Origin of the sequence: Sphingobium sp. WTD-1 (genome assembly GCF_030128825.1) — a bacterium.
Taxonomy (GTDB): domain Bacteria; phylum Pseudomonadota; class Alphaproteobacteria; order Sphingomonadales; family Sphingomonadaceae; genus Sphingobium.
Genome location: NZ_CP119127.1, coordinates 499,635 through 512,636, shown reverse-complemented (window position 1 = coordinate 512,636; position 13,002 = coordinate 499,635). Strand labels below are relative to the sequence as shown.

The window sequence follows — 13,002 nt, the reverse complement described above, 5'->3', positions numbered from 1 at the left end:
ACCGCCGCCGGCATGTTTGGCAAACAGCGTGCTTCCAAAGCAGATGAGGGTGCCATGACCGGAAATGAACTGATCGAAGCCGTCGCTACCCAGCAAGCGGCCACCAAGTCGGATGTGAAGAAGATCATCGACGCGGCACTGGCCGCTATCGCCGACGCTGCAGCCCGGGGCGAAGAGGTTTCGATCGCGGGCTTCGGCAAATTCAAGGTGAAGCAGAGCGCTGCCCGAGAGGGCAAGAATCCCCGGACGGGCGAGCCGATGACGATTCCGGCGTCGCGCAAGGTCGGGTTCCAGCCAGCCAAGGCGCTCAAGGACAAGGTCAACAGCTGATCGCAGCGCGCGGGCCTATCCGCAGAGGCTTATGGCAATGGGCCGGCATTGGCTGCGAGGCTGCGCCTGGCGCGCCGCGGCAAGGGTGAACCTCGCGAGGAGCAGATCAGGTTCCCGCCCGGCTGGAGAAGACAGGTCTTGCCCCGCCTGCCCTCAGGCGGGTCGCTGTCACTCTGAAAAGGCAGGCGGGGCATCCAGCAGATTGGCGCAGTCCTTGCCGCCCCGTTGGATGAGTTTGGCTGTTACCAGCGAAATGTGAATCCACTCGGCGATGGCTTGGACGCCATCGAGTCGACCTCAGCCGGCCACCCACTGCAGGCAGGCCAAGGTCAACCGAGAGGGTCGAAAAACCCTGCACCGGATGATGCAGGGCCAGTCGGGTCGCGCAAGCCATGGAGACTTGCAGGGGGGATAACCGATTGATCGATCATTATTTCCGCGAAATAATGACGCAATCGAAATTTTTTCGCATTTTGCGTTACGACCTTTGCTTGCCAGCGTCGTGGAAGGGCGGGATGCGCCGCAAAATCGTCATCACGCCAGAGCAGTTTGGCTGAGACCCCGAATATCGGCTTGTCCTTTCCACACGAATGGCCGCCGCGTGCGGCGGCCGCGATTTTTACGGGTGGCCAACAATCCATGGGCAGCGATCCTGCTGCCCATGGCCATCCGATCAGGCGGCGAGCCGTCCCGGCTCTGCCGCTGCCGGCGTCGCATTTTCCAGCATCTGCTTTGCCGCTTCCACCCTGCGCCAGGCCTCGAGCGAACCGACACCGCCCCTCTCGCCATAGGCCGATGGCGGGAAGGCCATCCAGCGCGGCACCCAGCGATCCTTTTTCTCCCGGCCGTTCGTGCCATTGAGGCCATCGCGGATGATTTCCTTGAGGATTTTCCCCTTGGCACCGGCATTGGCGGCGGCGGTCTGCGGGTCGACCACCTCGGCGACCAGCGCGCTCAGTATCTCCCGGTCGCGCAACTGCTCAAAAAAGGCATCATCGGCTTCCCAATAATCGGCCATATCGACCCCGATATGGTTGCCGACCGCCTCGATCGCGGCGCTGCCGCTTGCAAGCGTCTCGCCCATGACGATGGCGACGATATCGAACATGGCTTCGTCGGGAAGATGGAGGAGCCGCAGGAAGAGGCCGGCCACGCCATGATCCGACGCATTGCCCCCGGTCACATGCGGTTCCTCGGACGAGAAGCCCAGAAGGTCCAGCACCCGGCGCCGTGCGTGATCGAAATCCGCCTCCCCGATGGCATTTTCGACGCTCTCGGCGACAAGCTCGTCGCGCGACGTGCGGGGATCGGGGGTGACGCGCCAAAGCGCCGAGCCGCAAATGGCATGGGCGACCATCAGCCGCAGGGCGATCTGCGGGTGACCGACCAGCGCCGCGCGCACCGCGGCATGGCGATGAAGATCGACATAGGCCTGCATCTTGGCGGTGATTTCGGGCCGGGCGGGTTTCGTGCCCGTTGCCTCCGCCCGATCGATCCGCGCGGCTTCCTTGCGGCTCATATAGCCTTCGTGGAAACAGACCTCGCCGCTCGCGCGCAACTCGATATAGACGCGCCCGCCCTTGCGCTTGGCGACCTTCTCATGCTCCCAGGCATGGAAATATTGGGAGACGGGCACTATCACCACCTCCTGCCAGCCAGCCTCCAGATAGGCGGCCTTGCGGGCATCGACCTCGGCCTGCTGCGCCGCCCAGAATATTTCGGGTGCGGCAAAATAGCTGTCCTCGCCGAACAGGTCGGAGACGATGGCGCCTTCGAAGCCGGCAAGGTCGAACAGGGCATGGCGGGTGGCGATAGACTGGCCGCCAAGAAGCCAGGCCTTCAACTGATGGCCGGTCGGTGCGCGGGCGTCGGGATCATCATATAGGGCCAGCCAGTCGCGCTGCTGGCTCATGCTCGCAAGGGTGAGGTGGCGCACCGTCACCCGATCAATCTCCTGCGCACCATAGAGATTGCGGATGCGCGGCATCAGATTGCCGAGCGCCAGCACGCGCTGCACGGTAAGTTCGGGGAGGCCGAAGGTTGCCGCAATATCGACAACGCCCCGGCCTTCCTTCACCAGCCGCACGAAATTGACCCATTGGTTCACCTCGTCGGGATCGAGCCGGGCGAGATTTTCGATGAGCGAGGCCTCGACCGCTGCGGCATCATCGCCCGCGTCGAGAATGGCGCAGGGCAGCAGCATGGTGTCCCCTGTCTCTTCCCCGACGCCTTCCGCGCCGCTTGAGGCCTCGGCGGATACGATCAGCGCGGCATGATAGCGCCGCGCACCGGCGAGGATTTCATAATGGTCGGGCTGGGCGGCCGGGCGGACAACCAGCGACTGGATGACCCCGCGCGCGCGGACGGTCGGCAGGATATCGGACACGTCGGGGGCCTTTTTCGCATAGCGCATATTGGCCTTGCTCACGGCAAGCTTGTCGAGGGGGATGAATTCGAGTTTCATGGCATTGCTCCTTTGCTGGAGTGCCGGGCCGTCGATCTTTGACGAGAGGCAGGCGGCCCGGCTTTCAGATGCGGCGAAACGCGCCGCGCGTGATCCCGCCCGGCCACCGGCAGGGCGGGAATGAGGGGACGCCCGGCCTAGTGTGCCGCGCGCAAAAGCTGCTCGGCTTGAATGATGGAGCCGCATTGCCGCGCGGCCTGTGCCCAGCGGGAAAGCGGGTGCCGGGTCACGAAACAAAGGTCGCGCTCGATCCGCAGCCCGAAGGGCAGATGGATCGCGCCGATCTCGCGAAGCGAGAAGCAGCCGACCTCGGGACAGCCAAAGCCCAGATCAGCAAGGCCGAACAGGGTGTCGCCATCGGGATAGAGCTCGCTCGCGATCCATGTCGCCGCGCCCATCGGATTGAAGAATTTGACGAGCGGAAGATGGTCGATCACCCGCGCCTCCTGCTCGGCCGCATGAGCGGTTATGGCATTGGCGCGCAGGGCCTCGCGCAGCGGGTCGGGCAGCAGGCTCATGCCGCGATCCTCCCCTGCGCCATGACATCGACCGCGTCGGCGCCCGCTTCCTGATGCCGGGCGAGAAGCCAGTCGGCCGCCTTGCTCGCGGCGCTGGCGGCGCGGAAGATGGCCCGATTATCCTCGCGCAATACCTCGAGCCATGAGCCGATATAGTCGGCATGGCGGACGGTCGGCACGATGCCCAGCGCGGCGCAGAGGAAGGCTGACCCCATTTCGGCGATCAGTTCCTCCCGCGCATAGTCCTTGCTGCCGAACTGGGTGACCAGATTGCGCCCCAGCCGTGAGGGGTGGCCGGTCGCATGCCCCTTATGCCGATATCGGCATAATGGGCATAATGCCGTGATCCGGATTATGCCGCATGGCTTCCGCTGGAAGCCGGTTTTCCGGGCATCGGCCATGCGGCTATTCGGCATAATCAGAGCCCTTCCAAGAACGCGAGGAGTTGATCGTCGGGCCGGAACCGGCCTGACGGAGTGGGCGGAGCCGCGACGCGAGCGAGCGCTTTCTCCTTCATCCGCATGTCGGCGTGGATGTAGATCTGGGTGGTCTCGACGTTCTCGTGACCAAGCCAGAGCGCGATCACCGCTGGATCGACGCCGTGGTGAAGCAGGTCCATCGCCGTGCTGTGGCGCAGCGTATGCGGCGTGACCCGCTTCGTGCCGATGCTCGGACACGCGCGCGATGCCGTGAGGCAGTGCTTACGCACCAGATGTTCGAGCGCATCGCGGCTCAGCCGTTCGCCCCGGATCGACGGGAACAGCGGTCTGCTCTCATCCTTGTCGTTGCCGATCCACGCCGCCAGCATCTTGCCCGTCTCGCGGCGAAGAGGGGTGGCGCGCTCCTTCCGCCCCTTGCCCATGCAGCGGATGTGCGCGCCGTTTCCGAGCACGACATCGCCGCGCGTGAGGCCGACCAGTTCGGATGCCCGGAGGCCGGTCTGAACCGCGAGCAGCAGCAGCGCATGATCGCGCCGCCCCGCCCATGTCGTGCGGTCCGGCGCTGCCAGCAATGCCGCCATTTCGTCGGCGTCGAGGAACGTCACCGTGCGCTTCACATAGCGCTTGTTCGGCATGGCGAGGATGCGCTGGCAGTGCAGCAGCCAGGTCGGATCGCTCATCGCCACGTAGCGGAAGAACGAGCGGATCGCGGCGAGCCGGGTGTTGCGGCTGCGCGCGCTGTTGCCACGCGTCGTCTCGGTATGGACGAGGAAGTCGGCGACCAGATCGGCGTCGATATCCTCGACCGTGAGCCTGACCGGCGGCTTGCCGTGGCGAGCGCTCGCATATCGGAGCAACAGCCGGAACGTGTCGCGATAGCCTGCGACCGTATGACGGCTCGCCTCCATCTGGACGCGCAGCCGGTCGGTGAAGAAGCGCTGGATCAGCGCGGGCAAGGCAACCGCGCTCATTGGACTGCCTCCCGGCCATCGGCTGTTGCTCGCGCCATCGCCAGATCGAGCAGTTCCGGGACCGCTTCCAGATACCAGTATGTGTTGGAGGGATCGCTATGGCCCAGATAGGTCGTCAGCCGGATCATCTCGCGAGCCGGGTCTTTGCCCGTGCGATACCAACCGATCATCGTCTTCACCGCGAAGGTGTGGCGAAGGTCGTGGATGCGCGGCCCGCGACCATGCTTGCAGTATGGCTGATGAGCCCGAAGCCCGATCTGCTGGCAAGCCCGCGCGAAGTTGTAGCGGGCCGCGCAGTCGGTGAGCCTCGTCCCCTTGTCTGTGACGAACAGCGGCTTGGCCAGATGGCCGAGCAGCCGGTCGCGTTCGGCAAGATAGTCGATCAACGTCGCGACGACGCTCGGATCGAGCGGCAACAACCGCTCTTTGCCGAGCTTGCCCTGCCGGACGCGCAGCACGCCATGATCGGTATCGAGGTCATCACGATCGAGCCCGAGCGCCTCGTTGATCCTCAGGCCCGTGACCGCTATCAGCCCGAACAACGTCGAGCAGGTCAGCCCGCGCAGGCCGTAGATCGATGGCAGCGTTTCGGCCGCTGCGATGATCGACCCGATCTCGGCATCAGTGTAGATATGCGGGCGCGACCGCTGGAAGCCTCCCGGCAAGAGGCCGCGCGGCGGCGGTTCATGCCCCGGATCGAAGCTGCTCAGCCACTGCGCGAACAGCCGCACGACGCTGAGCCTCGCCGCTCGCGTCGATGGGCAGGCTTCGGCCAGTGTGGCGTGCCAGCGCAGGAACAGCGCCGTATCGATATGAACGGCACCTTCGCGGTCGGCGAACCGGGTGAAGCGACGCAAGATGCGCTCGCTGGTGCCAAGGTCGTAACCGAGGCTGCGGCGAACGCTCAGATAGCGGTCGAGCTGGGAGGCGAGGCTCATTGCGCGCCTCCCGCCACCGGCCAGGGCTGCGCGACCGACCGCAGTCCGTCGATGTCGAGCCGGGCATATATCATTGTCGATGATCGGGAGCGGTGCCGCAGCACGTCGCCCACTTCGTCGAGCGACGCGCCCGTATTCACGAGCTGGGTGGCAAGGCTATGACGCAGAAGGTGCGATCCCACATAGGGCGTCGCCGGCTTCTGGCCGGTCGCCTTGAGGGCATCCTTGAGGATGGCGTTGACGATCTGCCCATCCTTGAACGGGCGATGCGGCGCGCGATGGGCGACGAACATCGTGCGGCAAGCCGCCGGTCCTCGCTCCTCGCGAAGATAGCGGCTCAGCGCGTCGCCGACCTCCACCGTGATCGGCAGGCGGTCGTGCAGCTTGCCCTTGCCGCGCACCGTAAGCTCGCCCGAGCGCCAGTCGATGTCGTCGAGCTGGATCGCAATGACCTCGGCCGCGCGCAGGCCAAGCCGGGCCATGAGCAACAGCATCGCATAGTCCCGCGCGCCGTGACGGGGATTGTCGCGCACGCAAGCCAGCACTGCCTCGACGCCTTCCGGCGACAGGTGGCGCGGCAATCGCGCTCCCCAGACCTTCGCCGTCTTCGGCACGCTCAGCGCCAGATTGGTCGCCGTGGCCCCGCAGCCGAACAGATATTGAAGGAAGATACGGACATGGGTGGCAACCGTCTTGTCGCGACGGGCGGTGGTCAGCACATGTTCCATGAAGCCGATCACGTCGGCGGGACGCAGGCTGCCCGGATCGATTATCGTCTCGCCGAAGCGATAGTCGAGGAAGCGGCGCGCGAAGCCTATCGTATGGGGGATGCTCCGCGGACTGAGGCCGCGCTGTTTGACGAGATAGGTCTCGAAGTCCGCCAGCAGTGTCGCGCGCGCCTGCTGCACCTCGGTCAATGGCACCGGCTGCGTCACGCCGATATCGAGCAGATGCTGCGCGAAGCGACGGGCCAACTTATACGGCCATGCCGTGCCCGCATGCTTGCGCGGCACTTTGCGGCCCACCTGCTCGGCCATGTCGAGGGTCAACGCCGGAGGGTCGATCCCCTCAGCATCCATCACGTGGCCCACTTTCCGCAGGATCAATCGATAGGCATTGATCGTGGCGGGTGTGTAGTTCTCCGCCGCAAAACTCTCGGCGAACGAGTCCAGATAAGGCTCGATGCTGGTCTGCAAATATTGAGGCATGATCGTCGTGCTCCATGTCGTTGGAGCGACGAAGATTATGCCGAATGGGATTGGCGCGATCATACTGCCAACCGCGCGCTGCCGATCAGATGCGGCATAATCCGGATCACGGCATTATGGGTCAGTTCATGCAGACAGGTCCGGTAATAGTTGATCTGCTCGAAGAAGGCCTGTTGCGGCGGCACCGCGACAAAATCCTGTGACGGAACATAATAGGCCTGATCGCCGCCGACCCGGAAATCGACGCCACTGGCGGCAATGACTGCCTCGGCAAGGGGGATGGCCTCGCGTTCGGGCACAGGCAGGTCATCGGGGAGAAGCCCCGGCGCCAAGCCTTCGCATTGCGCGACATTGAAAACGGTAAAGCGCTTGAGGAAGGGAATAGCCTTCGCCTCCTCGCCGCCCCGTGCCTTGTCCCGCTCGGCCTGCGGGATGAAGCGATCGGCATAGACCACGGTCGTGCCCTTCTCGCCCTTCCTCACCTGACCGCCAGCGCTGAGCGCCTGCCTGAAGGTCAGCCAGCCCTGCGAGGGATATTCGCGCTCGATCACGGTGGACCAGAGAATGAGGATATTGACGCCCGAATAGGCGCGGCCGGTGAGCGCATTGCGCGGCAGGCCGGGGGCAAGGTCCGCCCCGCTCCCCCAAGGCTGGACCCATGGCAAACGCCCCTCTTCCAGTTCCCCGATGATCCGGCTGGTCACCTCATCATAGAGGCTGGTCCGATCCGACATGTCGCTTGCGCTGCGCGCCCGAGCGCTGGTCTTGCCACGCATGATATCCTCCTGCTCTTGAACCTCACACCAGCCGCTTCCGCGCAAAAGCGGGGGTGGGCGGCAGCGTGCGAGCGGAGAGGCGCGCTCGAGCGGTCGGGGGCACCGGCAGGGCGCAATGCAATGGAGCAGCTGCGCAGCAGCTTGCCGCCGGCCGTGACGCGCCTAGCAGAGAGCGCCGGCCACTCCCGATTTTGAGAGGAAGCGGCCAGACCGACGCCGCCGCGCCCGCGCGGCGACCGCAGACACTCTTATCCTGTGGCAGGGATCGTGACCGACAGGCCCAGACCAAGGCGGCTCTATCCCGATCGGAAGATCGGGATAGAGCCCGGCCGGGCATGTCCGGGCCGCGCCCCATTCCCACAATCCGCCACTGTCACAAAAGTGTCTTGAAACCCCAGGTCATTCGGGCAGATTGGGTCGCGGACCAGAAGAGTCCGCAAGCAAAAGCCGGGACAGGGTTGCAGCCAAAGGCAGACATGAACGCTCGCGGCGCGGCGTGAGGGACGTCGCCAAAGGCCCGAGCCAGGGAAAGGGCGCCTTCATGGCCGAACGGGTTGGGCCTGTCGCCATGGACGCAGATCCAGAGGAATGCACCAGGAACAGATAGAGTCGCTCAGTCAGACCATCATTCGTGCCCTGTCCGCAGATGCCCTTCACGAGGCGATGGACAGGGTCGCCACAGCATTGGGGTTCGATCGCTTCGCCCTCAGCGTCGAGGTCGGCCTTGGCGGACATTCGGGCACATCGATGCTCCTCCACAGCTATCCGTCCAGCTGGGCGGATATCTATATCGGCTTCAATCTTGCTCAGACCGATCCGGTCCGAAGGGCCGGTGAAAGCAGCCTCTCGGGCTTTCGATGGCGCGATATCGAGGATCTCATCCCGATGACGCCGATCGAGCGCGTCACCTTCGAGACCGGCCGCAAACATGGCATGCTCGACGGGTTCACGGTCCCGCGCCATCTGCCCGGCACGATCACGGGCAGCTGCACCTTCGTGACCGGCACCGACCGGCCACTTCCCGAGCGCATGCTCATCATCGCCGACATATTGGGCGCGATCGCGATCGCCCAAGCGAGCCGGCTATCGGGATGGCGCCGCCCGGCAAAGAAACCGCGCCTCACCGACCGGCAACGCGACTGCGTGCTCTGGGCAGCGCGCGGCAAGACCAATTGGGAGATCGCCAGGATCCTTGGCATCAGCAAGGAAACGGTGATCCAGCATCTCAAAGAAGCGCGCGACCGCTACGACACGAGCAACCGTGCCTCGCTCATCCTCTTCGCGCTGTTCGATGGCCTGATCAGCTTCTCCGACATTTTCCGCTGGCGCGAGCGGGCCTGAACAAATGCGCCGCCGCACAAGCGCGCGGCGGCGCTATCCCCCTTTCTGGGTATAGGCGGGGTAGCGCTGCGATGATGTCATGCGTGCATGTTTAATCATGACAGGAACAGCGCATGCCAGCCCCGATCATTCAGAGCCCGGACATCGACGAGGACGCGGTGCTGCGCGCCATGTTCGAAGCGCGCAAGCGGGTCTTCATCGACCTGCTCAAATGGGATCTTCCGGTCCTCGCCGATCGCTACGAGATCGATCATTTCGATAATCCAGACGCCCAGTATCTGGTGCTGACGGACACGGAAGTTCGTCATCGCGCCTCGACACGGCTGCTGCCGACCGATCGCCCTCATATTCTCGCCGATCTGTTCCCGCATCTGTGTGCTGGACCGGTGCCGACGGGCGACCATGTCCGGGAGATCACCCGCTTCTGTCTCGATCGCGACCTCAAGGCAGACGAACGGCGCGCAGCGCGCAACCAGTTGGTGACCGCGCTCGTCGATCATGCCCTGGCGAACGACATCCGCTCCTATACCGGCGTTGCCGAACGCCAATGGTTCGAGAAGATCCGGACCTTCGGCTGGCAATGCGAGGCGCTGGGGCAACCGCTCCGGTACGGCAGTCAGGAGCTTGTCGCCCTCCACATCCACATAGACGCGAAGACGCCAATTGGGCTCCAACGCGCTGGCATCCACATGCCGCTGCAATTTCGGCTGAGCGCCCCGCGCCATGGGAGGCGCGCATGACTGCCGACCAGCCCAGCAACAAGAGCGCGACCGAGACTCTGCTGCGGGATGGCTACTGCATCATCGAAAATGCGCTCCCGCTGGAGATCATCCAGGCGCTCAACAAAGATCTTGAACCGAGCTTTGCCGCCACGCCGCTCTGCCAGGGGCGCTTCTATGGCGAGAAGACCAGGCGCTTTGGCGGACTGCTCAAGCGCTCGCGCCATGCGCAAGCCCTCGTCTTCAATGCCCTCATAATGGACCTGGTCGAAACGGTGCTGAGGCCGGCCTGCGACCGGATCCAGCTCAATGTCATGCAGGCGGTCGAGATATTGCCGGGCGAGGCGCAACAGCTGCCGCATCGTGACCATGACATGTGGCAGGGCGCCAAGGGCGCCCATGAATATTTGGTCAATGTGATATGGCCGCTCGATCCCTTCACCCGCGAAAATGGTGCGACGCTGATCTACCCGGGCAGCCATGGCGAGACCGGCATGGCCAGGTCGGATCCGGGCGCACCCATTGTGGCGCAGTGCCCGCCGGGCGGTGCTATCGTCTTTCTGGGCTCCACGGCCCATGGCGCAGGCGCCAATAGCAGCCATGACAGCCGGCGCGGGATCGTGGTCGGCTACTGCCTGGGCTGGCTCAAACCCTATGAGAATCAATGGCTCGCCTATCCACCCGATATTGCCAGGAATTTCAGTCCCGAACTTGCCGCCCTGGTCGGCTATGCCCAGCATCGCCCCAATCTGGGCAATTATGAAGGCCAGTGCCCGTCGATCCTGCTCCGCGACGGCATTCCGGACCATGTCGGCGCGATCGATGCGCTGCGGCCCGACCAGGAGGCGATGCTCGCCGATTATCTCGAGCGCGCCGGAGAAGGGCGATGAGCCCGGCCCATGTGCTCGAGCCCACCTATGACGCGCTCCGCCGGCGGCTGATTGCCGGAACCTGGCCATCGGGCTTCCGCCTCGAGGCCACCAAGCTGGCGCTGGACCTCGGGGTCAGCATCACGCCGGTGCGCGACAGCCTCAATCGGCTCAGTGGTGAGCGCCTGGTCCAGGCCACGGCAGGGATCGGCTTCCATGTGCCCCGGCTCGATGCAGCAGATATCAGCCAGCTGCTCGACTGGCACGAGATGTTGCTCAGTGTCGGGCTGCGGCGGCTCGAAACCGGGGAAGCGCAACTCGACATTCCCCAAGGCCATAATGGCATCGCCGATCAGTGTGCGATCCTGTTCGGTTCGATCGGCATGGCGGCGGGCAATGGCGAACTTGATCGGGCGATTGCCAATGCAGCGGCGCGCCTGGGTCCTTATCGTCGTATGGAGGCCGACTTGCTGGCCGGCGCCGCCGCCGAAATCGACGAGATCGACCAGACCGCACGCGCCGGGAGCTGGGAAGCGCTTACCCGTCTGCTGCAGCAATATCATGCACGACGCCGCGCTATCGCCCCGCAACTGGCCCATGCGGTCCGCGAGAACTGAAGGCGCAGACACGCTTCCGGCGTGCGCTGACGGCGCGCAGCGCAAGGCCGGGGCTCGCAGGCTGAAGATCGCACTGTCATCGGCGGTCATAATGCGTTGAGATTTGCAACCCAATATTGCCTAAAAGAACATTGTTCGCAAAAGGCCAAGAGGTTCCAGACCCGCGCATGACCGAGACGCCATTTGACCGCCTGACGCCTCGAGAGTGCGAATGCCTGCTGATGGTACGCGACCTCAAAAGTTCGGAGGATATCGCCCGCGCACTCGATATCCGACCGGGCACCGTCAATACCTATATTCGCGACGCGGTCACCAAGATCGGCGCGCGCGATCGCCGCCATGCGGCCCTTCTCTATGCCGATCATCTGGCCCAGGTCGTGCCGCAAGCCCCAGGTCATGTCATTGCCGACACCCCCGAGAAAATAGGGGGCGATTTGCTAGGTCTAGCCGAAACCATCGACCCTGCCGCACCTCTGCCCCACGCCCTGAACGCCATCGAGCCGTCCGAACCGGACGATGGACATCAGGGTGAGAGGCGGTCCGTCACCCCGCCTCGCGGGCAGGTCAGCCTTGGCCTGCTCGTGCAGGAAATTTTCGATGGAACGAGACCGGATGGAATGACGCTGGCCACGCGGTCGCTGCTGACGCTGGCGGTCGCAATCGCGATCGGCTTCTGCTTCTTCGCGATCAGCGCTGGCCTGGGCATGCTCTTCAGCATTGCCGATTTTCTCCGTAGCCTCTCCCACTGAAATCTCCCGCGCCGGCATCACAGCAGTTGCGCCATCAGGTGTGGCGCAGGGAGAATGCGCATGTCCAAGCCGACCGACCATCCGCTCCATGGCGGCATCATGACCGTCGCCGCCGCAGTCCAGCTCGCCGAGAAGTCTGCCGATAGCGGCATCGTCTCGACGGCAGAGCTCATCATCGCGACGATCAGGGTGCAGGAAGATCATGGCCTGCCGCCGGGCATTGCCGAGCCGGCGCTCGCAAAGCTGCGGCGGGCGATCGACGCGCATATGGAAAGCCGCACCGCGATCGTCGAAGCTCATGCAGAATATGGCCGGATCGCACGGCGCTTCGGGGCGACGCCCGAAAGCTTCGGTCCCACCTGGCCCTGTCAGCAGGCGAAGACGCAGCCGGCACCCGTCGCCACGCTCGTGGCGGCGGCCTGAGCCCGATTGCAAAAAGGGGGAAGGCCAGCTCTAATGTGGACAAGCAACCATGATCCTTCTGGCCTTCCTGATCCTTTCGGCGATCTGCTGCTTCTATGCCCTGGTGCGGGGCGGCAGCCCCGAACGGCTCACCGCCACGATTTTCCTGGCCGGCATCTTCGCCTCGATCATGATTTCCATCCATGCGCCGCCCCCGCCAGACGGCTTCCAGTCGGCGATCTTCGCGGTCGATCTCGCCATGCTGCTCGCGCTGGGCGCGATCATGCTGTTCGCGCGCCGCTACTGGCCGATGGCGATCACGGCATGCCAGCTGCTGGCGGTCATGGGCCATGTCATCCGGCTGCTCGATCCGCAGATCGTACCGGTCCTCTACTGGATCAGCAATGTGTTCTGGGCGGTGCCGCAGATGCTGTTTCTGGCTGTCGCCACCATCCGCCATCGCAATCGGGTCAGGCGCCATGGCTCGGATCCGGCCTGGTCGCCGCCAGCCCGTGGCTATGGTGGTTGAACGCGCGCAGGCCGAAAGACCGCGCCACACATTTTCATCCAGGAGCAGGGGAAGAGCAGCAAGGCGCCGCGCAGGCCGGATTTATCCACAGACTTATCCACAGGCTTTTCTACACCCACTGCGGGAGCAGG

Annotated in this window: 14 protein-coding genes and 2 pseudogenes; 9 read left to right on the top strand and 7 right to left on the bottom strand. The window is 64.4% G+C overall.

Annotated features, from left to right (window positions below):
- The first annotated feature begins 54 nt into the window (after positions 1 to 54).
- Together N6H05_RS02680 and N6H05_RS02675 are read left to right on the top strand one after the other, a co-directional pair.
- Complete coding sequence (locus N6H05_RS02680) at positions 55 to 330, top strand: HU family DNA-binding protein (protein WP_037509638.1); 276 nt, start codon at positions 55 to 57, stop codon at positions 328 to 330.
- 419 nt (positions 331 to 749) lie between these two features.
- Positions 750 to 887 carry a hypothetical protein gene (locus N6H05_RS02675; RefSeq protein ID WP_284112603.1) on the top strand — a complete coding sequence of 46 codons (138 nt, stop codon included), beginning with the start codon at positions 750 to 752 and terminating at the stop codon, positions 885 to 887.
- Positions 888 to 1,003: 116 nt separating this feature from the next.
- On the opposite strand, the gene N6H05_RS02670 is transcribed toward N6H05_RS02675, so the two are convergent.
- The 7 genes and pseudogenes from N6H05_RS02670 to N6H05_RS02640 form a co-directional block, all read right to left on the bottom strand.
- The gene (locus N6H05_RS02670) at positions 1,004 to 2,794 is read right to left on the bottom strand and encodes a ParB/RepB/Spo0J family partition protein (RefSeq protein ID WP_284112602.1); all 1,791 of its coding nucleotides are present in this window, start codon (positions 2,792 to 2,794) and stop codon (positions 1,004 to 1,006) included.
- Positions 2,795 to 2,931: 137 nt separating this feature from the next.
- A complete protein-coding gene (locus tag N6H05_RS02665) occupies positions 2,932 to 3,312 on the bottom strand; it encodes a DUF2958 domain-containing protein (protein ID WP_284112600.1) in 381 nt (126 codons plus the stop codon).
- Positions 3,309 to 3,620 (bottom strand): annotated as a pseudogene (locus N6H05_RS02660) (zincin-like metallopeptidase domain-containing protein); the annotation flags it as partial. The gene N6H05_RS02665 and the pseudogene N6H05_RS02660, both read right to left, overlap by 4 nt.
- 110 nt (positions 3,621 to 3,730) lie before the next feature.
- Positions 3,731 to 4,723 (bottom strand): tyrosine-type recombinase/integrase, encoded by a 993-nt coding sequence (locus tag N6H05_RS02655; protein ID WP_284112599.1) that lies wholly within the window; start codon positions 4,721 to 4,723, stop codon positions 3,731 to 3,733.
- Entirely contained in the window at positions 4,720 to 5,661 is a 942-nt protein-coding gene (locus N6H05_RS02650; protein ID WP_007711087.1) for a tyrosine-type recombinase/integrase, read from the bottom strand. The genes N6H05_RS02655 and N6H05_RS02650 overlap by 4 nt, the downstream gene beginning before the upstream one ends.
- Complete coding sequence (locus N6H05_RS02645) at positions 5,658 to 6,869, bottom strand: tyrosine-type recombinase/integrase (protein ID WP_284112598.1); 1,212 nt, start codon at positions 6,867 to 6,869, stop codon at positions 5,658 to 5,660. The genes N6H05_RS02650 and N6H05_RS02645 overlap by 4 nt, the downstream gene beginning before the upstream one ends.
- Positions 6,870 to 6,985: 116 nt before the next feature.
- A pseudogene (locus N6H05_RS02640) lies at positions 6,986 to 7,645 on the bottom strand (ArdC family protein); the annotation flags it as partial.
- Between the two features lie 588 nt (positions 7,646 to 8,233).
- On the opposite strand from N6H05_RS02640, the gene N6H05_RS02635 reads away from it, so the two are divergent.
- The 7 genes from N6H05_RS02635 to N6H05_RS02605 all read left to right on the top strand — a co-directional run bounded on the left by N6H05_RS02635 (position 8,234) and on the right by N6H05_RS02605 (position 12,871).
- On the top strand, positions 8,234 to 8,986 hold the full coding sequence (locus tag N6H05_RS02635; RefSeq protein ID WP_284112597.1) for a helix-turn-helix transcriptional regulator: 753 nt from the start codon (positions 8,234 to 8,236) through the stop codon (positions 8,984 to 8,986).
- A gap of 113 nt (positions 8,987 to 9,099) precedes the next feature.
- A complete protein-coding gene (locus N6H05_RS02630) occupies positions 9,100 to 9,726 on the top strand; it encodes an acyl-homoserine-lactone synthase (RefSeq protein WP_284112596.1) in 627 nt (208 codons plus the stop codon).
- Positions 9,723 to 10,595: a phytanoyl-CoA dioxygenase family protein gene (locus tag N6H05_RS02625; protein ID WP_284112595.1), complete on the top strand. Its 873-nt coding sequence runs from the start codon at positions 9,723 to 9,725 to the stop codon at positions 10,593 to 10,595. Before N6H05_RS02630 ends, N6H05_RS02625 begins: the two co-directional genes overlap by 4 nt.
- Positions 10,592 to 11,191: a GntR family transcriptional regulator gene (locus tag N6H05_RS02620; protein ID WP_284112594.1), complete on the top strand. Its 600-nt coding sequence runs from the start codon at positions 10,592 to 10,594 to the stop codon at positions 11,189 to 11,191. Before N6H05_RS02625 ends, N6H05_RS02620 begins: the two co-directional genes overlap by 4 nt.
- A 167-nt stretch (positions 11,192 to 11,358) precedes the next feature.
- Positions 11,359 to 11,940: a helix-turn-helix domain-containing protein gene (locus N6H05_RS02615; protein ID WP_284112593.1), complete on the top strand. Its 582-nt coding sequence runs from the start codon at positions 11,359 to 11,361 to the stop codon at positions 11,938 to 11,940.
- A 60-nt stretch (positions 11,941 to 12,000) separates the two neighbouring features.
- Positions 12,001 to 12,363: a hypothetical protein gene (locus N6H05_RS02610; protein ID WP_284112592.1), complete on the top strand. Its 363-nt coding sequence runs from the start codon at positions 12,001 to 12,003 to the stop codon at positions 12,361 to 12,363.
- 49 nt (positions 12,364 to 12,412) lie between these two features.
- Positions 12,413 to 12,871, top strand: a complete 459-nt coding sequence (locus N6H05_RS02605) for a hypothetical protein (RefSeq protein WP_284112591.1) — start codon at positions 12,413 to 12,415, stop codon at positions 12,869 to 12,871.
- Positions 12,872 to 13,002: the final 131 nt, after the last annotated feature.